Source organism: Corynebacterium sp. MSK297 (assembly GCF_030232885.1).
GTDB lineage: Bacteria > Actinomycetota > Actinomycetes > Mycobacteriales > Mycobacteriaceae > Corynebacterium.
The window spans coordinates 18,807-44,801 of record NZ_JASPGD010000014.1; the positions used below are offsets into that span (position 1 = coordinate 18,807).

Sequence of the window (25,995 nt, forward strand, 5' to 3'; positions counted from 1 at the left end):
GTCATGATAGCGAGCGGCCCCGTGGGGGCCGCTTGGCCAAAAGGCAGGAAAGTAAAATACTCCGCCGACGCGCCTGGAAAATATACTCCTGGTACTTGCTTGAAGCCGAAGCGGCAGTAATTCCGGATCCCCTAAAGCAACTGCGCCGGCAGCACCAGCCTTTTTAACTGGTTTAGAGCGGCTTTGATGAGCGCACTGCTGATGCCATTTCCCTGCTGATCCTGCAGTGCTGATACAGGGTCAAGGCCGAACCATCCAGCCGTGGAACTAACCGTGACTGGGGCGCCGCGATATGGCCTATGACTTGATTATTCTTCTCTGCTACTAGGGACACGGTTAGTGCGTTATCATCGCGCAGTCTAGCGACAATATCTTGTTCCGTACGATCCGAATGCTTGACCGGGCGAAAGACCACTTCAATCCCCCGGTGGACGGACTCAATATCGTTACAGGTTTCAGGGCGAGGGGCGACCATTAGTTCTCCGTTCTGAGTCTTCGTCTTACGCTGCAGCTGCTCGCCTTGGTCCTTGAATGACCAATTCGAGACTATGCTCGGCCTGTTCTTGATTTTCTGCGGCCCGGTGAACCTGTAGCGCACCAATAAACCCCAACGCCAGGAATGCGGTCGCAGCAAGAAGGGAGTAGTGGGCGGCGTCCGTCATGCCGCCGCTAAGTGCCTGCATTGCCACGCTGGTCTGCTCACCAAAGGGACTATGCCCACTTTGACATTATGCACCGGCACGAGACTTACTGCGGGCTACAGATACACCACACTAAAGGGCGCAACCCGTCTGATCGGCGTGTCGCTGGTTGGGCACTGTTGCTATTTCATGAGCCTCTTCTGATTCCCATGCAGTGTGAGCATTCGGTTGAGATAGCGTTGTCGTAGAGGGCTGGTCGTCCTGTTTCTAGGTCGGTTTTGTTGAGGTCTTCTGGGACGAGACGTGTGACTTTGGCGAGTTGGTCTTGTCTAAAATTGCACTGCCTAGCGATCTGTAATGGGTCGTCAGGTAGTAGACCCAAAGCTCGGGGGCTCAAGGCACACCGCCCGCTAATGGGTTTTACAAGCCTGCTGGGAAGGCAGCGCTACTGGTACCGAAGAAGACTTGGCAGCTCAAAAAGTTATCAGCTCCATCAAAGCTTGGGATACTGAGCCCGGCCGAGGTCGAAGACGCCTTGTGGCAACAAGATGAGTCCTAGGAAAATAATCGAAATCAAAGTAGATTCTTAGGAAAAACCCAGGACACTTCAGTGTGTGGTGTGGCGTATGCGCAGAGCCACTATTCACCACTATTTGCAAGGCCCGCCAAACGAAGGCTTTCGTTTAATTGGAAAACTGAGGCCCAGAAAACTCCTGTTTTTGCGGCAAGCGCATTAGCAAGCAGGGATCCGGTTACATCAAATTGCTCTAGCTGAGGATAATAAATTCCAAGTAGGTTATGCTCATGGCTAATTTTCTTGTCCAAGATACAAGCATGCGCCCATTGCCCTGAAAACTGCCTGCGTAGACCTTCTCCAAGGAACATCTCGTATTCAATTCGGCGAGGGACAGGAATCGTTTTTGCGTTCGCAAGGAACCATTTTTCGCAGGCCTTTAATGATTCTTGGCTCCACGGGGTGCTTTGTTTTATTCCAGGGAGTAGAAGGTGCTGTTTTGAATCGACGTAGTCTTTAGCCTTCTGCGTCCAGTCGGCAAGATTTACCTGCGAACTAGCCACCATACTGGCCCTACCTTTCATAATTTAAGTTAATCTGATCATAACTTCCGGAAAATCGGGGCAGTCATTTTTCGCAGTAAACTGGTGCTAAATGCCCCTCGTAAGCAAAGGAACTGTCATGCGCATTAATGAGCACGAATGGGAACTGGTAGAAGGTCTCAATCTGCCATACCAGGAGGGTGCGGACTCCACCCATGCGCAGTCGCGCCAAGCCCGTGCGGTGCCACAAGTAACCAAGGTCGCCGAGCTAGAAGGCGCCACCGTGGTGCGGTTATCCTTCCGTGCCGGTGACACTATGGCGAACCACAAGGCCCCGCGCCCGATCCTGGTGCTGGGGCAAACGGGTTCAGTCACGTTCACCATCGGTGACGCGGATGCTGGTGAACCCGTCGATGAAATCACACTCGCTCCGGGTAAAGCCGTACACGTCGACGAAGGCAAAATTCACGCCTTGCATGCCGATGCCCCGGCGGTGGTCACACTGTTGATCCTGGGCTAACAAGGCCACCGGTGCAGCGGTGATTGCCCCAGCCCCTGCAGGGAGCGGTGCTTGTTTTCGCCTTACTCGCCTTACTGGTCTTACTTCCTGGAGAAGTATGCCAGCGCCCGGGGTATCGTGGTAGCAATCGCGCTTGCCGACGTCGGCGCCATCCCAAATTCTGTTTGTGCAGCAAGCTGCGCGGCCCAAGAATGCACGACGACAGCGCGCCGGAAAACGTCGGCAAGACCCGCTTGGGCTGCCTCGTTGTGTTTAGTCTCCGGAGCGGCTGCTGGTGCATTCCACTCGGCGAGGAAAGCTCCCAGAATTCCGGAGAGCACATCACCGGAACCAGGCGTGGCAGCCCACGAAGAACCCGTATTCACCGACACCAACCTGCCGTCAGGGCTGGCAATCAGAGTGATCCGCCCTTTTCGCAGCACCCACGCATTGAGTTGTGCCGCCAGGGCGCGGGTAGTGTGCAAACGGTCGGTGGTGCCAGAAAAACCAGAGGTGCCAGCGGTACTAGCCGTAGTGGCGTCGGCTGTAGAAGCATCCTGATCCGGCGCAGGCAGCACGCCTGCTAAACGCTGGAACTCTCCATCATGCGGGGTCAGCAGCACCGGGCTAGCGCTTGCCCGGTCGCGCAGGAGCTCCCGCAACTGCGCGCTGGTCGCTAACAACGTGATGGCGTCGGCATCCAACACCAGAGGCTGAGCGCCCCGCAACGCATATTCCAATTCCAACGCTGCGGAAATATCTGTTCCACGCCCCGGCCCAACAACCAATGCTTGCACCCGCCCGGCGGTGCGCACACTGGTATGTGTGACTGCTTCCGGGTGCGCGCGCACCACATCACGCGTGAGTTCAGCAGGCCCAAGCACCCGCACCATCGATGGCGTAGCGGCGATTGCACCGGCCGCAGATAAAATGCCCGCGCCGGGATACGCCGCCGAGCCAGCGCACAGACCAACCACGCCCGAGGAATATTTGTCCCCAGCTGGCTGCGGTTCTAGGTTTCCGGGGCCGTTGCCGACGCCGACCGTGCCATGCTGGAATTCCGGCACACCTGGTGCTTGTGGTGGTTCCGCTGCGCTGCCGCTTGCCGACGCCCGAACCTTGGTTGCGATTGCTGGAACCTGGAAAAACTCGACGGTGCCCTGCTTGAAGCTGGTGCTGGTGCCTGTGCTGGCACCGGCGCTGTTGTTTTCTGCAAGGTTTTGGTGTGCAAGTTCTTCTGAAAACGAACGCGGACCCTGCGGCAATCGCAGATCGGCGATCACGACTTTCCCGCACGCCGGTGCTACTGCGTGCGCTAAGCGGCCAGCACCAAAGGAGATCGTGACCGTCGCACGCACATAGCTATCGCCAGAGCGGCGCTCACCTGCTGGTGCTTCCGGAGCAGTGGCGCCAGTATCGCAGTGCACCCCGGTAGGTACATCAATGGCAAGAACATCGGTGCCTGCGCGCCGCTGCGCGGAAAAGAACTCGGCGAGTTCGCCGTCAAGGCCGCGGCCTGCAGATAAACCAGCGATCGCGTCGATAATCAGTGCTGGTGCTGTCGCTGCCCCCGGCGCTGTCACAGCTCCCGGTGTCGTCGCTGCAGCTGCCGCCTTCGCCGCGGCAACTAGTTCCCGGGCACTTACCTGCTCACCACCGGCGGCGCAAAAGGCCTGCCACGCAGCGGAGTGCACCTTCGGGGAGCCGTCGGCACGCGTAGCTACCGGCACTGCCTGCACTCGGTAACCCGCCAACAACAAATGCGTGGCGGCAAACAGACCATCGCCGCCATTACCGCCGGGGCCGACTGCAACCACGACGTCTGCCGTCCCCGGCGCTTGCATGTCGCGCCCGCCTGTAGCCTGCTTAGCCGTTTCCTGGTGCGCGGGGGTGCGCCGAGATTGCGCCCGCAACATATCCAGGGCGGTATCGGCCACGGCAGCGGCGGCGAGCTTCATCATCTCGTCGTCGGCCACCTCATGGGCCAGGAGTGCTTTTTCCGCAGCGCGGATCTGATCAGCAGAATAAGCGAACATAAACCCAGCTTAACCACCCCGGCCTAAGCCTGTGGTGGCAAGCTACGCCCCAATGATCAAGCCTGGCAAGTCGGGCACCAAAACAGATTGCGCCCCTCGTAAGCTTTCATCGCAATATCTGAACCGCAGACATAACAATCATCTCCCGCGCGCCGGTAAACATAGACTTCGCCGCCGTGCTCGTCGTCACGCGCCGGGCGGTGCATCACCTCTGGGGTGTGCTCGTCGCGCACCGTATTAATCTCGCCGTCGACCACGCCCTGGCGCATCAGAGCCACCAGGTCTTCCCACATAGCGAAAAACACGCTGCGATCAATCGCATTCCCCGGAGTAAACGGCGACTGCTGATGCCGGAACAATACCTCCGCGCGATAAATATTGCCCACCCCCGCAAACAGTTTCTGGTCCATCAACAACGAGCCGATGCTGCGCTTCGAACGCTGCACCTTCGTCCACACCTGCTTCGGATCGGCATCATCGCGGATAGGATCTTCCCCGATCTTGCCGACGGCGATGGCGTATTCCTCGTCCGTGATCAGCCGACACCACTGCGGGCCGCGCAGATTCGCCGCCAGGTGGTGCGAGTTCCTGCTGTCGGAGCTGCCTTCGGTGGCAGAGTTGTTTTCGGCGGCAGAGCTGCTTCTGGTTTTGGTGCCAGAATCACTCGCACTGTCGTCGGCAAGTGCTTCGATGCGCAATCGGATCTGCCCCCAGACCTTCTCGCGATCCTCAAAACGCAAGTGCCCAATCAGGCCCAAGTGGATATAGATGATGTGCTCGTCGGACGCGGCGTCGAAGTGCAAAAATAAGTGTTTGCCAAAAGCTTCCGCGCGCTCGAGCCGGGAGCCGTCGACAAGCGCTGCTTCCGTGGCAAAACGGCCCTGTGGGCTGGTGATATGCAGGCGCTGGGTGCCAAAAATGCGGGTGAATTCGTCGGCAAGACGGTGGATGACGTGTCCTTCAGGCATGTCTCTAGCCTAGCGCTGTGCTTGCGCTGTGTTCGTGCTGGACGCGTATAATAGTCATGCGTCATAGATTTTTCGAGGCTGCACGCGGGGATCCTCGCGAGAGAAAGTAAGGCACAATGGCGCATAAGATCGGGTTTGATCGCGAGAAATACATTCAACTCCAATCGGAGCACATCAACGCGCGACGGAAAGAAATCGGCGGCAAGCTTTATCTCGAAATGGGGGGCAAGCTTTTCGACGACCTGCACGCATCACGCGTCCTGCCGGGATTTACCCCGGATAATAAAATCGCGATGCTGGAACAGTTGAAAGATGACCTGGAGATCATGATCTGCGTGAACTCCAAGGACCTGCTGCGCAATAAAATTCGTGCGGACCTCGGCATTACCTACGAAGACGACGTGCTGCGGCTTGTCGACGTCTTCCGTGAACGGGGATTTTTGGTAGAAAACATCGTTATCACCCAGCTGGAAGACGGCAACCACCAGGCAGAAGCCTTCATCCAGCGTCTGCACCGCATGGGGCTGAAGGTTTCTCGCCACCGCACGATCCCGGGATACCCCACGGATGCCGACCGCATCGTGTCCGAAGATGGATTTGGTCGCAATGATTTTGCAGAAACCTCCCGCGATCTGATCATCATGACCGCGCCGGGGCCGGGTTCCGGCAAGATGGCGACCTGCCTATCGCAGATTTACCACGAACACCAGCGCGGCGTGAACGCTGGTTACGCAAAATTTGAAACCTTCCCCATTTGGAACCTGCCGCTCGAGCACCCCGTCAACCTGGCCTATGAGGCAGCCACCGCAGATCTGGACGACGCCAACGTCATCGACCCATACCACCTGTCGGCCTATGACAAAAAGGCCTCGAATTACAACCGCGACGTCGAAGCCTTCCCGCTGCTCAAGCGCCTGTTGGAAAAGCTGGTGGGGGAATCGCCGTATCAGTCGCCAACAGACATGGGCGTGAACATGGTCGGCTACTGCATCAGCGACGATGAAGCCTGCCAGGAAGCCGCCCGCCAGGAAATCATCCGCCGTTATTTCAAAGCCCTGGTTACCGAGCGCACCGAGGAACTCGACAGCACGTTATCTGGGCGCGTGGCCGTGGTGCTGAACAAAGCCGGTGTTGCCGTCGACGATCGCGCGGTACTTGCTCCGGCGCGCCGGGTGGCTGAGGAAAGTGGGCAGCCGGGTTCGGCCATTGAGCTTGCCGACGGCACCATGATCACCGGAAAAACCTCCAGCCTGCTGGGCTGTTCGGCGGCAATGCTGTTGAATGCTTTGAAGCACTTGGCTGGTATTCCTGACGACGTCTTGTTGCTGGCTCCGGAAGCCATCGAACCGATCCAAACGTTGAAAACCCAGCACTTGGGTTCGAAGAACCCGCGTTTGCACACCGATGAAGTATTGATTGCGTTGTCGGTGTCCGCGGCGAATTCCGCCGATGCCCGCGCGGCACTGGCGGAGTTGAAGAACCTGCGCGATTGTGACGTGCACACCACCACGATTCTGGGACCAGTCGACGAAGGCATTTTCCGCAACCTTGGCGTGCGCGTGAGCAGCGATCCGGTGTTCTGGCGTAAAGGCTTGTACCACAAGGTTTAAGCCTGCGGCTTCTTCCACCCAGCCCTGGCGTGCCCGGTGTTTTAGCACCGGCCCCGGCGTGCCCGGTACTTCGGCCCCAGCCCTGCAAGGTATAGATGTATGGGGTAGAAACACGAGCGTTTAGGAAAACTTCCAGCTGGTTATTACAATGCGGCTTATGACTAGCCGCAGCGAATCGCTTGAATCCAAAATCCTGCTGTATTACCAGTTCACCCCTATCGCAGACCCGCAGGCGGTGATGCTGTGGCAAAAGGCTTTGTGTGAATCGCTGGGGCTGAAGGGCCGCATTCTCATTTCCAAGCATGGCATCAACGGCACCGTCGGCGGCACGGTCGCTGCCTGTAAGCAGTATCGCAAGCGCACCCGCGAATATGATGGCTTCCATTCCATGTCCTTCAAATGGTCCAATGGCAGCGCTGACGATTTCCCGCGCTTGTCGGTGAAAGTCCGCGATGAAGTTGTTGCTTTCAACGCTGCTGATGAGTTGAAGGTTGATGACAACGGCGTGATCGGCGGCGGCGTGCACCTGAAACCGGAAGAAGTGAATAAACTCGTCGAAGAGCGTGGCGACGACGTGGTCTTCTTCGATGGCCGCAACGCCATGGAAGCCGAGATCGGCAAGTTTAAAAATGCGGTGGTGCCGGATGTGGAAACCACGCATGACTTCATCAAAGAAATCGAATCCGGCAAGTATGACTGGATGAAGGACAAGCCGGTGATTTCCTATTGCACTGGCGGCATCCGCTGCGAAATTTTGTCTTCGTTGATGAAGAACCGCGGCTTCAACGAGGTCTATCAGGTCGACGGCGGCATCGTGCGCTACGGCGAAAAATATGGCAACAAGGGCCTGTGGGAAGGCTCGTTGTACGTGTTTGATGAGCGCATGCACATGGAATTTGGGCAGGACAATGATCCCAATTTTGTGCAATTAGGGCACTGCATCCACTGTGGAGTGGGCAATAATAAGTTCAATAACTGCATTAATGAAGACACCTGCCGCAGGCAAGTGCTGATTTGTGATGACTGCTACGCCAACCCTCGCACCGCGCATTGTGGACGCGAGGACTGCCAGGAAGTTGCCGAAGCTATCGCGCAAAAAGAGGAAGCACAAAAAGCAGACGCGCAAAAGCAGGGCGCGTAGCTTCTGTAGTTTTATAGCGCTAAAATCTGCACGGCGCCGAGACCCCAAAACATGGCGTTGGGTACTAGCACCCAAAACACGCCCATCCAGGTGCGCCACCGTACACCGGCGCGGAGTTTGCGCACCATGATGATCGCGCAGATCACCATGCTGAAAAATGGAATCGTCCACGCGAGGATCGGCCACCAGATGTGCGAGGCTTCGGTACATAACCAGGCCGCTTCGCCAGATTCGCACAACTTGCCGCCCAGCAGCCGGATGATCACCAGCGAACCCAGACCGACGATGAACGATCCCGCCATCGCCCAAATGAGAAAACGCAAGGCCTGCCGGGAGGATTCTTCGTCTTTGCCCGCCCGCATATACGGGTCTGGGCTGTGAGCGAGCTCGTCGAGGCTGCGGGGATTCTGCGTCAACCGAGACGGATCGTCATCATAGAGATCGTTTTCTGGGTGCGAAAAATTCGGTGTAGCAGACATGTCACCAGTCTAGGGGCCTGGGACTAATTTGGCCGTGACCATATTCGTCCGGTCACACATCGCCCGGCCACACTTTTGCCCAGCCGGATTCTCTCAGCCTAATGCTGTCGACCTAATGTTGTCGGCCTAATGCTGCTGCGGTGCAACGGATTCGGGGTGTGTGAATTCTGGCTGCTGGTAATCCACAGGCAGCACAACGGTGGGAACCCGGATATGCTGCAAGAACTCGGAAGTCGGGGAGCCAATAAACACCCGAGGGGCAGGGCCGGCGTTGCTGGAATCCAGGCACAACAGATCGCCTTTCTTCCACTTCAAGGCATCAATGGCACCACTCCAACCGTCGCCGGAACCGATGCCCGTTTCTACTGTGATGTCGGGGAAGCAGTCCATGATGCGATCGCGCGCCCGATCCAGCATCGCCAGCGCATTTTCGTGCCACTGATCAGTGAGGTCTTGCACCAAAGATTTCTTGATCATCACCGGGATATCCACCAGCCCGGTCGGGGAAAATGCCATGATGCGCAGAGGAACCGACAGCTTGTCCGCTAAATTCGCGGCATATAACAAACCTGCCTGTGAGGTGTCTTCACCGGATTCTAAGAACGCGTAATTCAGGCGGGTGATGCCGTTTTTCGACAGCTTCGTTGCCCGCGGCGCCAACCCCAGTGGGCTTGGCGACGAGTGCAGCAGCGCGGATGTTGTCGAGGACGTATTGAAACGGCCCTTGGGTGTGGACGTGCTCGATCCGACGATCACGAGGTCAGCGTTAAATTCTTTCGCTGCGTCGGTCAGGATCGGGGCAGGCGACGAGCCGTCGACAAGCACCGAGACTTCATCATCCCAGTACTGCTGGTCCACCCCAGCCTCAGACAAAACTTGTTCGACGGCTTCCCTGCACGCTTTGGCTTCTTTTTTGAAGGACTTTTTGTATTTCCCACCGAGTTTCGCCAAAGAAGTCGCTGGCCATGGGCGTAACAGAATGGATACGATCCGGATTCTGACGGGCATGGCGCGGGTGAGCCAGGCGGCATAAGCAATGGCCTCGTGCCCAGAAGAAGAGGGGTTCCAAGCGACGAGGATACGTGCGGGTTGGCGCGTGCTTGTCGACGAGACAGCGCCGGCAGAATCAGGGGCCATGAACCCTAGTGTAGTTCGTTGTGTTTCGCGGGGGTATAACGCTCCGCTAACTCGACGATGACGTCGGCAAGCTCAAGCGCGTTGGTTAAAGTATCTTCATCCAAAGTATCCAGAAGCTGCGCCAACGTCTTTCGGCGTGCCTCGCGCGCTTCTTCATATTCAGTCTTGCCCAAGTTAGTCAGGGCGACTTTCACTCCACGACGATCAACGCTGTCGCGTACACGACGAATTAACTCCCGGCGCTCCAACTGCACCAAGGCATTGGACGCGGTGGGCATCCGGATGCCTTCGGCTTCAGAGACTGCACTAATACGGCTAGCGCCATTTTTGTACAGAAACTCCATGATGGTCATCTGTGCGGGGGTCAACGAATAGTGACTAGCGATGCGGTCGTATAATACTCGCAAGCGAGTCATTGGTTCCTGGAGTTTCGCTGCCGCTTCTTCCGCTGTTTTGCTCATGACTGATAGCTTAGTCACCTTTTGTAATGAATGCTTCTAGCTTGGCCGAAGCTTCGTCGTCGGAAAGCTGAATCGGTGGTGATTTCATGAGATAGGATGACGCGGAATCCACGGGACCAGCTACTTTCCTATCCAAAGCGATTTTGGCCACACGTACGGCGTCGATGATGATACCCGCAGAATTGGGTGAATCCCAGACCTCAAGCTTGTACTCCAGATTCAGCGGAACCTCGCCAAACGCGGAACCTTCCAAACGAACATACGCCCACTTGCGGTCATCGAGCCATTCGACATAATCCGATGGTCCGATGTGCACGTCGCGGCCGGATTTCAAACCCGCCAACGGGCCATTGTGCAGATTCGAGGTTACCGCTTGCGTCTTGGATAACTTCTTCGATTCCAAACGGTCGCGGTCCAGCATGTTTTTGAAATCCATGTTTCCACCGACGTTCAACTGCATAGTGCGGTCCAAACGTACGCCACGATCCTCAAAGAGCTTCGCCATCACACGGTGGGTGATTGTGGCTCCCACCTGTGATTTAATATCGTCGCCGACAATCGGTAGTCCGGCATCGACGAATTTCTGTGCCCACTCAGGATCGGATGCGATAAACACCGGTAGCGCGTTAACAAAAGCACAGCCAGCATCTATAGCGGCCTGCGCGTAAAACTTATCGGCTTCTTCCGAGCCAACCGGCAGATAAGAAACCAATACATCAACTTCGGCATCACGCAGCGCTTGGGCGACATCAACAGGCTCTTCCGCAGATTCCTTGATAGAGGCAAGATAATGCATACCCAAACCATCCAAAGTCGGCCCGCGCTGCACGGTCACCCCGGTGTGCGGGACATCAGCGATGCGGATCGTGCAGTTTAGCGAAGCGTCGAGGGCGTCGGCAAGATCAGTGCCGACCTTTGCAGCATCCACATCAAACGCCGCGACGAATTCCACATCGCCGACGTGATAATCACCCAACTGGGTGTGCATCAGGCCTGGGATTTTCTTGTCGACGGCGGCATCGCGGTAAAACTCCACGCCTTGCACCAGGGAAGTAGCGCAGTTACCGACACCGGCGATGGCCACACGAACTTTAGACATTATGGTGAGCTCCTTTCGTTAGCCAGCCCAGCATAAATCCGGCAGGACGCAGAAACCGCACCCGATGGATGGTGTATCGATCAAGAAGAACCAGGTGAATCGATCAAGATCGACCATCAGGGGCCCGCGGTGGTTTCCCCGAATTGGACACACCCCGTATTCTTTGAGGAGATATTTCTACAAGGCAATGACAGAGGTTTGACGGTGACTCAGAAATCCCAGATTGACACCGACGATTCCCGCACCGATGATGCCCGGCAGCCGCGCACACGGCGGCAGAAGATATGGATCACGCTCGCGATCATCTTCGTGGCCATGTTGGCGATCCCCGGCATGATTTTTGCGGTCGCCTATGTGCGAGCTGATACCCCAGAACCCGGGGAGGTCACCACCGCACAGGTGTCCCATATTTATGCCGCCGATGGCACTACAGAACTGGCACGGTTGGTGCCACCGGAAGGCAACCGCACATTCGTCTCATTAGATGATCTCCCGGACTACGTCTCTAATGCAGTACTAGCTGCCGAGGACCGCGACTTCTGGGACAACAGCGGATTCTCCTTGTCTGGGTTTTTGCGTGCTGCCTGGGGGCAAGTCACCGGCAACACCAGCGCGGGTGGTGGTTCTACGATCACCCAGCAGTACGTGAAAAACGTCATCGTGGGTGACGATCACTCCTATGCCCGCAAATGGAATGAACTTGTCCACTCCATCAAAATGACCAATGAGTGGGACAAGGCGCAGATCCTGGAGTCCTACCTCAACACCGTGTATTTCGGGCGCAACGCTTATGGCATTGAAGCCGCCTCGACTGCGTACTTCAACAAACCGGCCACCGAGCTGACCATTGAAGAAGCAGCCGTGCTGGCCGCGACTATCCAGGTACCGAACCAGCTGGATCCGTGGAATAACCCAGAGCAAGCCGAAGGCCGCTGGAATTACGTGCTGGACGGCATGGTGGAAATGGAATTGCTGCCCGGCGAACAACGCGCCGGAATGGTCTACCCAGAAACCCGCGACCCGGCAGAATACTCGGCATACACCGAGGCAACCGGGCCGAACGGGCACATCAAAAACAAGGTCATCGAAGAGCTTGAAACCTTGGGTATTACCGAAGATGATGTGACCAACCGCGGCCTACAGATCACCACCACCATTGACCAGCATGTGCAGGATTCCGTGCTGCAATCGGTAGAAGAAAACATGGCCGGGCTGCAGGAAGACGCGCGCTCTGCCGTGGCCACCATCGAGCCGAGCACGGGCGCCGTGCGTGGTTACTACGGCGGCGACGAGGCCTCCGGCTGGGATTACGCTTCCGCCGGGCTGCAAACCGGTTCGACCTTCAAGATCGTCGGACTGGCCGCCGCCCTGCAACAGGGCATCCCGCTGGGCGCGAACTACGCATCGACACCAGTAACGCTGCCAGGTGGCATTGAAGTCACCAACTGGGACGGCAACGGCTGCGGTGTGTGTTCGATCGCCACTGCATTGGAATACTCCTACAACACGTCGTTCATCCGGCTGCAGGACGATTTGGTCAACGGCACACAAGACACCGCCGATATGGGGCATGCGCTCGGCGTCGCCAAGTCATTCCCAGGGGTGGAAAAAACCCTGACCGAACACGGCGAACAACCTTATGAAGGCATCGTGCTGGGCCAGTACCAGTCGCGCGTGATCGATATGGCAACCGTGATGGCCACCCTGACCAACCACGGCGTCTACAACCAACCGCACTTCGTCTCCCGCGTAGAAACCTCTCGCGGCGAGGTGCTCTACGAGCACAACGACCGCAAGCCGGAACGACGCGTTTCCGAAACCGTGGCAGACAACGTCATCCAGGCCATGCAACCGGTGGCAGCCCACGCTGGTCAGGTGCTCGCCGGCGGACGCCCGTCGGCAAGCAAGACCGGCACCGCGCAATTGGGTGATACCGGATTGAACAAGGATGCTTGGATGGTTGGCGGCACCCCAGAATTGTCCACCGCAGTGTGGGTCGGTACCGCTGATAACACCTCCGCGATCTTCAACCAATACGGCGGCAATATGTACGGCGCTAACACACCGGGATCGATCTGGAAGGATTCCCTGGACCGCGCGCTGGAAGGCCGCGAGCAGAGGTCCTTCGAAAGCGCAGCTCCGGTGCGCTGGCGAACCTACGGCGGCAGCGGCTCCAACCTGATCGAAAGCTACGTTCCACCGGCATCCAGTGGTTCGGGACGTTCCAGTGGAGGTTCGCAGAGCGGTGCTGCAACCCCATCTGAGAGCCCAGAAACGCCGGAAAATGAGGACGACGGCGAGCCAAACGAGGGCGACGAAACATCAGCGCCGAGCGGACGCCCAGGTGGACAGGGCGGCCAAGGCGTTCAAGGCGGTGGCCGGGGTGGACAACAGAGCGGTCAGCAGGGCAGCCAGGGAGGACAACAAGGCGGCCAAGGTGGTCAACAAAGCGGCCAGCAGGGTGGTCAGGGCGGTCAACAAGGCGGCGGACAGGCCCCACCTGCGGCACCAGCGCCTGGTGAGGTTATCGAAGACGCCATCAACGAACTGGAGGACCTGCTGTAATGACCAACCGGGCTGGCTGGGTCGCGCCTGCTGAGACCGAACCGGCGGCCCGGAAATTCATCGATTTCCTGGGCGGTCCCGTCGACAAGCACGGCAGGTTGGCGCAGTCGCGGTGGTTCAACCCAGTGCAGGCGATCGTCTCGGTGGCGATGCTGTTTTTGGCTGGTGGATTTCTCACCAAAGCACACTGCACCAGGGGCAGCATCAACCCCGATACCGGCGCGATCGATCTGGACTGGTCCGGTAACCGGGCATATGTTTCTGCTTGCTACAACGATATAGTTCCCTTGTTTGCCGGGCGCGGGCTGGATACCGGGGGATTTCCGTATGCCTACTCTTGGCAAGAAGACGACCTCACGCGCTACCTGGAATATCCCGTGCTCACCGGCTATTTCCAAGGAATCATGGGATGGTTAGCCCGGGTTAGCTATACGCCAGTGGAGGCTGTGAGCAAATATCTGGTACCAGTGCCTCTGGCTGGCTGGTATTTCATACTGACCGTCCTGGTGCTTTCCCTGTTCTGGGTAGCAACCGTGCGCATGGCGTGCGCCCTTGCTGGACGACGAATCTGGGACATCATGTTGGTTGCCGCCAGCCCGTTGGTGCTGGTGCACGCATTTACCAACTGGGATATTCTGGCGATCTTTTTTGCGGTCGCTGGGTTGCTGCTGTTTGCTCGCGGTCGGCCCGCGTGGGCGGGCGTCGCCATTGGCTTGGGCACGGCGGCGAAACTCTGGCCGCTATTTTTGCTGGGCGCGATTATCGTCTTAGCGCTGCGTCTGCGTAGATTCCGCGCGCTCATCATCGTGGCAGTGACCACCGCGGTGACGTGGCTTGTAGTCAACTTGCCAGTGATGCTGGCATACCCCGAAGCCTGGAACGAGTTCAGTCGTTTAAACAGCACCCGCAGCTGGGAATGGACCACCATTTATGCAGTGGCCGCACGGTTGACGCTTTTCGACGGCTTTGACCCGGACGGTGTGGAGGTGCCACAGATTCTGAATATGGTGAGCCTAGCACTGTTTATCGCCAGTTGCGTCGCGATTGCGGTCCTCGGGCTCGTCGTCAAGCGGCAACCACGTATCGCGGAACTAGTATTCCTGATTATTGCCGCATTTTTGCTGTTTAATAAGGTCTGGTCGCCGCAATATTCGTTGTGGCTGGTTATTCCAGCGGTACTTGCGTTGCCACGGTGGCGGCTGCTGCTGACCTGGATGGCCGTCGACATGCTGGTCTGGCCGGTGCTCATGTGGCATATGCACGGCGCGGATAACAACGGCTTGCCTTCAGAATTTTTGGATGTCGTTGTGCTCACCCGCACCGGATTGCTCGTCGTGCTGGTGGTATGCGTGGTGCGGCAAATGCTCGGAAAAAATCTAGCGGGGAAACAGATATCGGGAGACCGGAATCAAGCAGATCCCGTTTACCGTGCACATAATGGGTATGACCCACTGGCGGGGCCGTTGCAAGTGCCACCCGTGAAAGCCGCACAACACATAGGCGAACACCGCGCAGGCGCGGACAGCGCATAGCCGCACAACACGCAGGCGGACAACACGTAGGCGAACAACAAGCCCCTGAAACCAGGCAAGGACACCCAGCTAAGGAGACTGCATGAACGTCATCGTGATCCTCGGAGTTATCTCTATCATTATCGGGCTGTCCTGCATAGGTGCTGCGTATTGGGCAATCCATCGCAAACCTACGCGGCGCCCGGCTGTGGTACTCGGGCTAGTTGCGCTGCTGTTTTTGACCGTGATCCCGACAGTGCTGGCAATATTTTTCGCCACCACCAACGCCGGATAGTCACAGTTGCCGCCGACACCCGATGTGGTTGTGCGGTGTCTGCCACGGCGGCGCCTCGGATGATTGCGGAAAGACCCTGGGTGCGCTAGTCTTTGAGGGTTGCTTGACGCAACGAACCCTCCTGCCATATCCGCGAAGGTGATATGGCCGAAACAACAAGACCATAGGAGGTGATGAGGTCCGTGCGTCGCTACGAAGTAATGATCATTCTGGATGCTAAGCAGGATGAACGCACCGTTGCCCCATCCCTGGATAAGTTCCTGGAAACTGTCCGCAAGGATAACGGCAAGGTGGAAAACGTTGATGTGGTGGGCAAGCGCAGCTTGGCTTACCCAATCAAGAAGAGTTCCGAAGGCATCTACGCCGTCATCAACCTGGAATGCGAACCGGATTCGGTTAAAGAGCTTGATCGGCGTTTGAACCTTTCCGATACCGTACTGCGTACCAAGGTTCTGCGTACCGACAGCTAAATCCGGATACTGGAGGTCGTAGACCACGAACCTGCATCCCGGAAAGTACTGAGGAGAAAACATGGCACAGGGAGATACCAACATCACGGTGGTCGGCAACGCGGTTGCGGACCCGGAATTGCGCTTCACCCCCTCGGGTGCAGCGGTGGCTAACTTCCGCATCGCTTCCACGCCGCGGCGCTACAACGCGCAAACGCAGCAGTGGGAAGACGGTGAGGCCCTGTTTTTGACCTGCAACGCATGGCGCAACATGGCCGAAAACGTTGCAGAATCAGTGTCCAAGGGCATGCGGCTGATCGTGACCGGCCGGTTGCGCCAGCGTTCCTTCCAAACCAAAGAAGGCGAAAACCGCACTGTCTTTGAAATCGAAGTGGATGAAGTAGGCCCATCGCTGAAATACGCTTCCGCACAAGTGAACCGCAACTCGCGTGAGGGCGGGTCCGGTAACTTCGGCGGTGGCGGAAACAACCAGTCCAATCAGGGCGGTTTCAGCGGAGGCGCACCTGCTGGCGGTTCTCAGGGCGAATTTGGTGGAAACCAATCCAGTCAGTCGAACAACAACGGCCCGGATAACGACCCGTGGAATTCTGCCCCACCTGCTGGTGGATTCGGCGGAGACAGCGAACCTCCGTTCTAAGATTTAGCTCGTTTATTCACCGCAAAACTGCTACACCGCGCCATATTACCCATATCACTGGCGGGGCCAAAGCACACAAACAACGAAAGGCAGGGATCATGAAACTGATCCTCACCGCTGCCGTTGAGAACCTCGGCGCCGCAGGCGAAGTCGTAGAGGTTAAAAACGGCTACGGACGCAATTACTTGCTGCCGCGTGGCCTGGCTATCCCAGCCACCGCCGGAGCAGAGAAGAACATCGAAGGCATTCGCCGTGCTCAGCAACAGCGCGAGATCCGCGACCTGGATCACGCTGTTGAGGTCCGCGAAGCTCTGGACAAGCTGTCCCTGAACGACGTCGTCGTCAAGGTTAAAACCTCCTCGAAGGGTAAGCTCTTCGGTTCGGTTACCGCAGAAGACGTCGCCCAGGCCGTTGCTAAAGCCGGCGGTCCGAAGTTGGACAAGCGCATCATTGACCTGCCAAAGGCCTTGGTGAAAAAGACTGGTAACTACCAGGCTGAGGTTGAATTGCACTCCGATATCAAGGGCAAGATCAACTTCTCTGTCGTCTCTGCTTCCTAGAGAGTCCTAGAGAAGCTCTTTAAGTTAACGACAACAGCATTAATAACACTCCCTGTTCGGGTGGTCTGTGAGGGGACCACCTGGGCGGGGAGTTTTGTCGTAGCTATGCCTGCTCTTGGATTCTAAGGGTCGTTGCACCGATGACGATTACTTAGCTGCTTGGATTCCAGGGGCGTTTGGGGAGGGAAGGGCAAAGTGGCGCTTTTTTACAAATAGTGGCTCAAAACAGGGCCTAAATCGGTGCTTATTTGTAAAAGTGGACAATGCACGCCGACCTGCCTCCCAGTATGACACCATCTGCCCCCGAAACCTCCGCTCCGACCACACAGACAACTCTTTCGGCGAACACCACACCCCGCGCAAACCACACCTCTGCACCACACTCTCGCGCCAGAGCTGCACACAGTGACGAGCGTGCTTGTGGATAACTTGTGGGATTTGTGAGAATTTTTCCGCGTCCGATGGTGCTGGTGATGTGCGATTTGCGAACAATCCAACATTGTGGGCAGAGAACTTTTTGCTGGTACAACGATTATTCAGAGTTTGTGCACAAGCTGTTCAATTCTCTATACCACCGTCGAGCTGGGGTTTTGCAAAGATTGGCAAAAATACTTGCACGGTTATCCACAAGAATTTCACAAGCTACGGAAAACTAGCAGGTCGCAATCACTCACGGTGGCAGTCTCCACGGACCTCCCGCAACGCATGTGGATAAGCCTGTGGATAACTTTTGGTTGCGGTCGTGGCTGTGGTTGCGGTCGGGTCGTTAAAATAAACTCCACAGAATAACCCACCACGTTAAGGAGACCCCATGAGTCCGGAAGCCAATGCGAACTTCGACGACGACTATCAGCTTCCGGAACCACCGCCGGAGGAGCCAAGCTTCGATAACTTCGCGGTTCCTGATCCGCACGATGCGGGCTTCAGCGTCTCCGACAGCAGTTTTTCCGCAAATACTTTCTCCGGTAATGACGCGCAGTTCCGCTCCCGGAACAGAGGCAGGCGCGGTAAATTCCGCCAGGATCAGGGCGATGAGTATGCGGAATTGCGTCAGCCGCCGCACGACCGCGACGCAGAGCAAGGTGTGCTGGGAGCGATGCTAATGAGCCCGAACACCGTGATGGAAGTCATCGAGGAATTAGATCCCGAGGATTTCTATTACCCTGCGCACAGCCTGATTTATGAGGCCATGCTGGATCTGTATGCCAATGGCGAAAATATTGACCCGGTGATCGTTTCCGATCGGCTCAACAGGTTCAACAATCAGGAGCGGGCCGGCGGTCCGGTATATTTGCACACCCTGATTTCGACGGTTCCCACGGCCGCGAATGCGTTGTATTACGCGGAAATTGTCGCGGAGAAGGCCGTATTGCGCAAGCTTGTCGACGCCGGTACCCGGGTGGTGCAGTTGGGGTATTCCGGAACGGAAGACGCGGAGGTTGCGTCGGTGATCGACCGTGCCCAGCAGGAAGTATTCGCGGTTGCGCAAAAGCGCAAAACAGAAGATTATCAGGCGTTGAGTGACCTGATTAAGCCGACGGTCGACGAGTTGGCGGCGTTGGAGCGCGTGGGTGGTTTGGAATCCGGAGTGCCGACGGGATTTATCGACCTCGACAAGATCACCAATGGTTTGCATTCAGGCCAGATGATTATTGTCGCGGCCCGTCCGGGCGTGGGTAAATCGACGCTTGCGATGGATTTCATGCGCTCGTGTTCGATTGAGAACGGCAAGACTTCGGTGATTTTCTCACTCGAGATGTCTGCTTCGGAGATCGTGATGCGTTTGCTTTCGGCCGAGGCAGAAATTCAGCTGACGGATATGCGTGCCGGAAAGATGGATGAGCGGGCGTGGGAAAAACTCACTGACAAACTCAACACGGTGCAAAACGCGCCGATCTTCATCGATGACTCGCCAAACTTGACGATGATGGAGATTCGGTCGAAAGCCCGCAAGTTGAAACAGCAGCATGGTTTAGATTTGCTGGTGTTGGACTATTTGCAGTTGATGAGCTCCGGTAAACGAGTTGAGTCGCGGCAACAGGAAGTGTCGGAGTTTTCGCGGCAGCTGAAGCTGTTGGCGAAAGAACTGGAGGTACCCGTGGTAGCTATTTCCCAGCTGAACCGTGGCCCGGAAGCTCGTACGGATAAGAAGCCACAGCTGGCGGACCTACGTGAGTCGGGTTCGTTGGAGCAGGACGCGGATATGGTCATGCTGTTGTACCGGCCGGATTCGCAAGACCGCGACGATTCACGTGCGGGTGAGGCCGATATTATTCTTGCGAAACACCGTGGCGGCCCGATCGATACCGTTACCGTGGCACACCGGTTGCGTTTTTCGCGTTTCGACAACTACGTGCAGAGCATTTAGACCGTATAACAGATTTGGGCCATGCAGCAGGTCTGAATCCAGGAGCAAGAAGCGCGGGGTTGGTCCCTTCTCCCTAGCTAATCAGCCGAGATAATCAACTGGGAAACAACCGATGGAATAGCGTCGGCAAGTTAGTTGTTGTGTCATATGTGCGGCATATTTTCGGTGCGCATCGCTACGGCGTCTAGGCAGCCCGTCGACGCGAAGGCGAGCATGTGCGCGTACCGTGGGAAGCTGTCGATAAAAGCACGTAGACCCTATGCGATCAATTAGAGGAGAATGCCACCATGGCAACCGTGGACATTACTGAAGACACCTTCGAAAGCACTGTCGCGGATAACGACATCGTTATCGTTGACTCCTGGGCTGACTGGTGCGGTCCTTGCCGCCAGTTTGCGCCTACTTTCGAAAAGTCATCGGAAAAGCATGACGACGTCGTGCATGCCAAGTTGGACGTTGATAACAACCAGGGCATTGCTGCAGCATTGCACATTCAGTCGATCCCTACTCTGATGATCTTCCGTGATTCGATCATGGTCTTCCGTGAGGCCGGTGCTTTGCCACCTGCAGCGCTGGAAGATGTTATTCAGCAGGTGAAGGGGCTTGACATGGATGATGTACGCAAGCAGCTTGCAGAACAGAACGCGCAGCAGGACAATTCCTAGATTTCGGCCCTAGATCTCTACGAGTTTCTTGTGTGATTCTTGCCCGGATTTCGACCGGTGGAATAAATAGAACGAAGCCAATGCGACGTTCCGTTTATTTCGCCGGTTTTGTCCATTCCTGGGGTTTTGCAGCGGATTCAGCGATATCTTTCTGGGTCGGCGGACACAGCAATGCCGACATAATGCCGACATGAGACGGCACAGAAGCGCCCGTGCCTGGCTACTATGCAATAGATCACTGAAAAGCCGCCCAGAATTCCGTATTATTTTTGGAGTACGGCGATAGACGAAATTCGATTTCGGAATGGAGCAAACGTGGATCTATACGAGTACCAAGCTCGTGACTTGTTCAGCGCACACGATGTCCCTGTGCTGCAGGGCATTGTCGCAACGAACCCAGAGCAGGCAAAGCAGGCAGCCGAGAAGATCAACTCCGATCTTTTCGTGGTTAAAGCACAGGTGAAAACCGGTGGCCGTGGTAAAGCCGGTGGCGTCAAGCTGGCCAAGAGCCCAGCAGAGGTTGCGGAAAAAGCTGAGGAAATCCTCGGCTTGGATATTAAGGGCCACACCGTTAAGACCATCATGGTTGCCGAGGGTGCAGACATCGCAGAAGAGTACTATTTCTCGATCCTGCTGGACCGCACCAAGCGCCGCTACCTGGCCATGTGCTCCAAAGAAGGCGGCGTGGAGATTGAAACGCTCGCCGCAGAGCAGCCAGAAAAGCTGGTGCGCAAGAACTTCTCGCCACTGGAGGGGTTGACCGAGGATATCGCTCGGGATATCGCCAAGGAAGCCGGCTTTAGCGACGAGGAAACTGAGCAGCTGGTTCCTGTTTTCCGTAAACTTTACGAGGTTTATGAGCAGGAAGACGCCCAGTTGGTTGAGGTTAACCCGCTGGTCAAGACCGATGACGGTCGCATCATTGCTCTCGACGGCAAGGTGTCTCTCGACGACAACGCAGTGTTCCGTCATGAAGACCACGCGAACCTGGAGGACGCCGCCGCGGCTGATCCTTTGGAGCGTCGCGCCAAGGAACTGGATCTGAACTACGTCAAGCTCGACGGCAGCGTCGGTGTGATTGGTAACGGTGCTGGTCTGGTTATGTCCACGCTGGACGTTACCGCTTACGCCGGTGAAGAATTCGGCTCGAAGCCAAAGCCAGCGAACTTCCTGGACATCGGTGGCGGTGCCAATGCCTCTGTCATGGCTAATGGCCTCGAGGTCATCTTCAGCGATGAACAGGTGAAATCCGTATTCGTTAATGTTTTCGGTGGTATCACCGCTTGTGACGAAGTAGCGAATGGCATTGTGCAGGCCAACAAGATCCTGGCTGATCAGGGCGTGCAGGCGAAGCCAATGGTCGTCCGTTTGGACGGCAACAATGCAGAGTTAGGACGCAAGATCCTCAGCGAGGCTGGCTTGGCACACGTTGAACAGGTAACCACCATGGACGAAGCAGCACGCCGTGCAGCCGAACTGGCTGACCAGGCTTAAGGAAGGGGCATAAAAACAGTGTCTATTTTTCTCGACTCAGATTCGAAGATCATCGTTCAGGGCATGACCGGCTCTGAAGGTATGAAGCACACCCAGCGCATGCTGCACTCGGGTGCCAATATCGTTGGTGGTGTCAACCCAAAGAAAGCCGGCGAACAGGTGGAATTCGAGGGCGGTAAGACCGTCCCAGTGTTTGGCTCCGTGGAAGATGCTAAGAACGAGACCGGAGCTAACGTCTCTGTACTTTTCGTTCCAGCGAAGTTCACCAAGGCCGCTGCGGAAGAAGCCATTGATGCCGAGATGCCACTCGTCGTCGTGATCACCGAAGGTGTACCAGTGAAGGACACCGCGGAATTCCACGCTGCTGCACAAAAGAGCGGCAAGACCCGCATTATTGGACCAAACTGCCCTGGTTTGATCTCCCCAGGCAAGTCCAATGCAGGCATCATTCCGGCAGAGACTGCTCCAAACCCAGGCAAGATCGGCTTGGTTTCTAAATCCGGTACCTTGACCTACCAGATGATGTACGAGTTGCGTGACATCGGATTCACCTCGTGCGTTGGTATCGGTGGTGACCCAGTTATTGGTACTACGCATATCGATGCTATTGAGGCATTCGAGAATGATCCTGAGACTGAAGCCATCATTATGATCGGTGAGATCGGTGGCGACGCTGAGGAAAACGCAGCGGAATACATCAAGGAAAACGTCACCAAGCCAGTTGTCGGTTATATCGCGGGCTTCACCGCTCCAGAAGGCAAGACCATGGGCCATGCTGGCGCTATTGTTTCTGGTTCTTCCGGAACCGCAGAAGCTAAGAAGCAAGCTTTGGAAGCTGCTGGCGTCAAGGTCGGCAAGACTCCAACCGATGCTGCCAACCTGATGCGCGAAATCATTGGTGCCTAAATCCTGCCGTCACTGTCAGGCAGCTTTGACGCTGGCTGGCCAGTGATGCAGGGTAGAACGCATAAGCTTGCGGTTACCGGCCCGCTGATCCACAGAATCTGGATCGGCGGGCCGGTTTTGTCTGTCTGCGCATTCCGGAGCCTCGCACACAGATTCCGTATTATGGGCTGCAAGAATGCAATTAAGCTACGCAGCGAATGCTATTGCAAAGCAGCCTATTGCAAAGCAGATTGTTGCAACCAAGGAGTGAAGCGAACATGGCTAACCCGATTAGCAAGGGCTGGAAATACCTTATGGCGTCGTTTGACAACAAGATCGACGAGCACGCAGACCCGAAGGTACAGATCAAGCAAGCAGCCGACGCTGCGAAACAACAGCACCGGGAAATTTCTGAGCAAGCATCCAAGGTGATTGGTAACCAGAAACAGCTGGAGATGCAGCTGAACCGCTTGTTGCAAAGCCAAGAGGAATATCAGTCACAAGCTCGAGAAGCTTTGCAGGCGGCAGATAAGGCTGAGCGCGACGGTGAAACAGCGAAGGCCCAGCGATTCACTGAGACTGCAGAGCTGATCGCTTCCCAGTTAGTCGGCGTGGAAAAAGAGCTGGAACAGACCAAGGAAATGTATAGTTCCGCGAAACGTTCTTCGGAACAGGCGAAAGCGGAGCTGCAAAAATCCGAGGCGCGGTTAGAAGAACAGCTCAATGAAGTTCGTCGCCTGGAGCAGCAGGTCGATCAGACCAAGATGCAGGAAAAGACCAGCGCGGCGATGGACTCGATGAATGAACAGATCGGCAGTAATGATTCCGCCCCAACGTTGGATGGGGTTCGCGATAAGATCGAGCGTCGTTATGCGAATGCGCTGGGAGCGCAGGAACTTTCACGTAGTTCTGCCAGCGATGCCATGGCGGAAATCTCTTCTGGAACTTCGACCCGTGATATCAAGGCCAGTGCGAAATTAGACGAGATTCGCGCCTCGATGGGTGCTGGTGCGGGATCGCACAACAAAGCTATTGACTCTGCTGCTGACAACGCTGGCGGCAACGGCGACGTTGACAGCGCTGATTCCACAGACGATGGCAAATCCGCAGACGCTTGTCGGTAACTAGTTCGCAAGTTCAGATCGGCAGCAGTAAGCAGGCTCAGATCGGCAAGAGTATGCCGGTTCTTGTTCGCAGTCGTAATCGAGTAGCCGACGGTTATCAGCCGTCAAGGCCAGCTTCTGCGCTTTTGCACAACGAAAAGCGCGGACCACGTTGAGGTGGCCCGCGCTTTGTGTTTCGCGGATATCGACTGTTTATCCGGTCGTCTCTGCCCCTTTAGTTATCGCGCGCAGCGTTGAGCAAGACACCGCGGATTCCGGAGTGGAACCCGTCACGCAGTTTTACGCGTTGGGTTTCGCTCAAGGTGTATTCGTGGAGCGTTTCGCACGCGAACTGCAAAAGTGGCCGGTCTACCTCCGGAGGTAATCCACCACCGGAAAGCAGGTGCGCCTGGTCGCGTTGTTCAGTCGACGCTGCGTTGTCGTACCACCAACGAGCGTACTGCTGGCCGACGTCGTAAGGGGTTTGGAATCCCGCCGAGGTCCAGACTTCTTCCGGCAATGGCACATAGCGGGAACGAAGTTTGCGGCGCGGCGCCATCATGGATGGGGATGGGCGCGGCGTGGCTGGTTTCGCGGCGGATGCCGATGCTGCGGGCTGGGAGCCTTCGTTGTTTTTAGCGTCGGCAGGCGATTCAGCCTGGTGCGTGCCCGGGGTTGCGCGGCTCTGCGCATGCAATTCGGCCTCGACTTCGGACGGATCGTTGTCGTCGTCAAGTTGTTCGCCTGGCGAAGTATCGGGCTTGGTAGTAGGCGCTGCCGGGATGATTTTTGGTGCAGGGTTTTCCCCACCGGGAGTAGTGGGTGGGGTTGGCGCCACATCGTCAGACGCTACAGGTGCGTCCTTTGTCGTGGACAGTTCGCTTGGTTTCGGAGCAGGCGCGACGGTCTCGGCGAATTCGTCGCTGTCTGGTTTACGTAGGTTTTCGCCGGGTTTTGCGCCGCTTGCCGACGCCGAGTGCTTGTTTTCAGACAATTTCGTTGACCCGCTCGTCGCCGGAGCGGAAGGGGAAGCCGGGGTACCCGGAGCAATCGATGCAGCGCGGTCGGTCGCGGTATCTGAAGTTCCCGGTTTGGAGGCTTTGGCAGTGGCGCCAGCGCCCCCAGTTTCGGGTGTAGTTGATTCACATGTTGTCGGTTCGGTGTCGTCGACTGCAGGTTGTGCAGAACCTGGTTCCGCATCGGTGCCAGCTTCTGATTCGGCGTTGTCTGCTGTTGGGGGCGCGCACTGGGTTTCTCGCACGGTAGGCGGCAGGGGACCTTCCAACACCTGAAGTTCCATGGCCCCGGTGAAATCCTCCCGGGGGTCCAAGATCGTGGTCGTGTCGCAGGCATGACGCAGGGCGGCGGACATAGAATCCCAGCCAAAGCCGTAGAGGTGCACCCGGATTCCGGCGTTGGTTGCTTCCTGTACGCCTGGGATCATGTCGGCGTCGCCAGAAACCAGCACTATATCGGTGAATTGTTGTTTGCAGGCGGTGGTCACCATGTCTGCTACTAAGCGCGTGTCGACGGCTTTTTGCGTGCGTCGTTCTCCCCATTCGATTAATTGGCCGGTGCGAAGCTGCACCCCTTCGCAGGTTCTTAAGGCACGTTGGTAGCGGTGCGGCCCGGTATCGGGGATGCCGTCGTACCAGTTCTGACGGTGGACGCGTTGGCCTAGCTGGTTGGAGATCATGCCATCAAGGATGGCGACAACCTCAGGTAAATCGATTTCTAATTGAGCGCGGGCGCCGATCTCCCACGAGTTATAAAAGCTCGCAAGCAAATAAGAGGTATCGACGTACACAACTGTGCGTTCAAGCATGTCTCCTAAGTCCGTTTCTCGAATAGATCTAAATAAGTTTCTCTACCTAGTTTGCCTGAATACGGGCAATGAGTCGATTAAACCGGTCCGTTAACAGGGACATTCAAGGAGAAAGCCAGTAAGACACTGAGAAAATCTGGCGTAGAGGTGCCGTGAGTGGGGCGTGGAACACAGTAGCGCGTAGGAAGGTTGCGCAGGAAAGACGCGTAGCAAGGTTTAGTTGGAATTAAGATTTAAACACCGGGTATAGGCGCGGTTATAAGCGACTTATAAGTCGGTTAAGTCGAAGTGATGGCATCGGGAAAATAAGCTCTTGACCGGCACTAACGAAAGCGTTGAACAATCGATTTGCGTTAACTTTTGTTATCGCTTAAGCTTATCCAAGTCGCCGCGAGGGGCTGACAGGGAAAATGACTTCACAGGATGTTGGTTCTGGTGGTTGTGTTTCTTGTTTGTCTGGTGGTGATGATCATAATTTTATAGGGCCGAT

At 56.4% G+C, this 25,995-nt stretch carries 22 protein-coding genes and 1 pseudogene; 14 read left to right on the forward strand and 9 right to left on the reverse strand.

Annotated elements, in window-relative coordinates:
- Positions 1-828: 828 nt before the first annotated feature.
- A pseudogene (locus QP888_RS10375) lies at positions 829-1,014 on the reverse strand (IS1249 family transposase); the annotation flags it as partial.
- A gap of 266 nt (positions 1,015-1,280) precedes the next feature.
- Positions 1,281-1,721, reverse strand: coding sequence for a hypothetical protein (locus tag QP888_RS10380; protein WP_284813496.1), 441 nt, complete (start codon positions 1,719-1,721; stop codon positions 1,281-1,283).
- Between the two features lie 88 nt (positions 1,722-1,809).
- Here QP888_RS10380 and QP888_RS10385 point away from each other — a divergent pair, with 88 nt between their 5' ends.
- Positions 1,810-2,217, forward strand: coding sequence for a cupin domain-containing protein (locus QP888_RS10385; protein ID WP_284813497.1), 408 nt, complete (start codon positions 1,810-1,812; stop codon positions 2,215-2,217).
- 80 nt (positions 2,218-2,297) lie between these two features.
- On the opposite strand, the gene QP888_RS10390 is transcribed toward QP888_RS10385, so the two are convergent.
- Positions 2,298-4,232, reverse strand: coding sequence for a bifunctional ADP-dependent NAD(P)H-hydrate dehydratase/NAD(P)H-hydrate epimerase (locus QP888_RS10390; protein WP_284813498.1), 1,935 nt, complete (start codon positions 4,230-4,232; stop codon positions 2,298-2,300).
- Positions 4,233-4,288: 56 nt separating this feature from the next.
- Positions 4,289-5,200, reverse strand: a complete 912-nt coding sequence (locus QP888_RS10395) for an Fpg/Nei family DNA glycosylase (protein ID WP_284813499.1) — start codon at positions 5,198-5,200, stop codon at positions 4,289-4,291.
- A 116-nt stretch (positions 5,201-5,316) separates the two neighbouring features.
- On the opposite strand from QP888_RS10395, the gene QP888_RS10400 reads away from it, so the two are divergent.
- A complete protein-coding gene (locus QP888_RS10400; RefSeq protein WP_284813500.1) occupies positions 5,317-6,810 on the forward strand; it encodes a DUF1846 domain-containing protein in 1,494 nt (497 codons plus the stop codon).
- Between the two features lie 157 nt (positions 6,811-6,967).
- Positions 6,968-7,951 (forward strand): oxygen-dependent tRNA uridine(34) hydroxylase TrhO, encoded by a 984-nt coding sequence (gene trhO / locus QP888_RS10405; protein WP_284813501.1) that lies wholly within the window; start codon positions 6,968-6,970, stop codon positions 7,949-7,951.
- An 11-nt stretch (positions 7,952-7,962) separates the two neighbouring features.
- On the opposite strand, the gene QP888_RS10410 is transcribed toward trhO, so the two are convergent.
- From QP888_RS10410 to QP888_RS10425, 4 genes are all read right to left on the reverse strand, one after another.
- The gene (locus tag QP888_RS10410; protein ID WP_284813502.1) at positions 7,963-8,430 is read right to left on the reverse strand and encodes a hypothetical protein; all 468 of its coding nucleotides are present in this window, start codon (positions 8,428-8,430) and stop codon (positions 7,963-7,965) included.
- Positions 8,431-8,556: 126 nt separating this feature from the next.
- Positions 8,557-9,567: a universal stress protein gene (locus QP888_RS10415; RefSeq protein WP_284813503.1), complete on the reverse strand. Its 1,011-nt coding sequence runs from the start codon at positions 9,565-9,567 to the stop codon at positions 8,557-8,559.
- Positions 9,568-9,572: 5 nt separating this feature from the next.
- Positions 9,573-10,028 (reverse strand): MarR family winged helix-turn-helix transcriptional regulator, encoded by a 456-nt coding sequence (locus QP888_RS10420; RefSeq protein ID WP_284813504.1) that lies wholly within the window; start codon positions 10,026-10,028, stop codon positions 9,573-9,575.
- Positions 10,029-10,038: 10 nt separating this feature from the next.
- The gene (locus QP888_RS10425; protein WP_284813505.1) at positions 10,039-11,127 is read right to left on the reverse strand and encodes an inositol-3-phosphate synthase; all 1,089 of its coding nucleotides are present in this window, start codon (positions 11,125-11,127) and stop codon (positions 10,039-10,041) included.
- 204 nt (positions 11,128-11,331) lie between these two features.
- Between QP888_RS10425 and QP888_RS10430 the strand changes: the two genes are divergently transcribed.
- From QP888_RS10430 to QP888_RS10480, 11 genes are all read left to right on the forward strand, one after another.
- Entirely contained in the window at positions 11,332-13,692 is a 2,361-nt protein-coding gene (locus QP888_RS10430; RefSeq protein ID WP_284813506.1) for a transglycosylase domain-containing protein, read from the forward strand.
- Complete coding sequence (locus QP888_RS10435; protein ID WP_284813507.1) at positions 13,692-15,224, forward strand: glycosyltransferase family 87 protein; 1,533 nt, start codon at positions 13,692-13,694, stop codon at positions 15,222-15,224. Before QP888_RS10430 ends, QP888_RS10435 begins: the two co-directional genes overlap by 1 nt.
- An 82-nt stretch (positions 15,225-15,306) precedes the next feature.
- Positions 15,307-15,498, forward strand: a complete 192-nt coding sequence (locus tag QP888_RS10440; RefSeq protein WP_018120549.1) for a hypothetical protein — start codon at positions 15,307-15,309, stop codon at positions 15,496-15,498.
- 182 nt (positions 15,499-15,680) lie between these two features.
- Positions 15,681-15,968 carry a 30S ribosomal protein S6 gene (gene rpsF / locus QP888_RS10445; RefSeq protein ID WP_023018753.1) on the forward strand — a complete coding sequence of 96 codons (288 nt, stop codon included), beginning with the start codon at positions 15,681-15,683 and terminating at the stop codon, positions 15,966-15,968.
- 61 nt (positions 15,969-16,029) lie between these two features.
- Positions 16,030-16,605, forward strand: coding sequence for a single-stranded DNA-binding protein (locus QP888_RS10450; protein WP_284813508.1), 576 nt, complete (start codon positions 16,030-16,032; stop codon positions 16,603-16,605).
- 98 nt (positions 16,606-16,703) lie between these two features.
- Positions 16,704-17,165: a 50S ribosomal protein L9 gene (gene rplI / locus QP888_RS10455; protein ID WP_018120546.1), complete on the forward strand. Its 462-nt coding sequence runs from the start codon at positions 16,704-16,706 to the stop codon at positions 17,163-17,165.
- A gap of 811 nt (positions 17,166-17,976) precedes the next feature.
- Positions 17,977-19,533, forward strand: a complete 1,557-nt coding sequence (dnaB, locus tag QP888_RS10460; RefSeq protein ID WP_284813509.1) for a replicative DNA helicase — start codon at positions 17,977-17,979, stop codon at positions 19,531-19,533.
- Between the two features lie 287 nt (positions 19,534-19,820).
- Entirely contained in the window at positions 19,821-20,198 is a 378-nt protein-coding gene (gene trxA, locus QP888_RS10465; RefSeq protein ID WP_284813510.1) for a thioredoxin, read from the forward strand.
- 315 nt (positions 20,199-20,513) lie between these two features.
- Positions 20,514-21,692 carry an ADP-forming succinate--CoA ligase subunit beta gene (gene sucC / locus QP888_RS10470; protein WP_284813511.1) on the forward strand — a complete coding sequence of 393 codons (1,179 nt, stop codon included), beginning with the start codon at positions 20,514-20,516 and terminating at the stop codon, positions 21,690-21,692.
- Between the two features lie 18 nt (positions 21,693-21,710).
- Entirely contained in the window at positions 21,711-22,598 is an 888-nt protein-coding gene (gene sucD, locus QP888_RS10475; RefSeq protein WP_284813512.1) for a succinate--CoA ligase subunit alpha, read from the forward strand.
- A 257-nt stretch (positions 22,599-22,855) separates the two neighbouring features.
- Complete coding sequence (locus QP888_RS10480; protein ID WP_284813513.1) at positions 22,856-23,701, forward strand: PspA/IM30 family protein; 846 nt, start codon at positions 22,856-22,858, stop codon at positions 23,699-23,701.
- 214 nt (positions 23,702-23,915) lie between these two features.
- Here the strand turns inward: QP888_RS10480 and QP888_RS10485 are convergent, their stop codons facing one another.
- Positions 23,916-25,505 carry an NYN domain-containing protein gene (locus QP888_RS10485; protein ID WP_284813514.1) on the reverse strand — a complete coding sequence of 530 codons (1,590 nt, stop codon included), beginning with the start codon at positions 25,503-25,505 and terminating at the stop codon, positions 23,916-23,918.
- Positions 25,506-25,995: the final 490 nt, after the last annotated feature.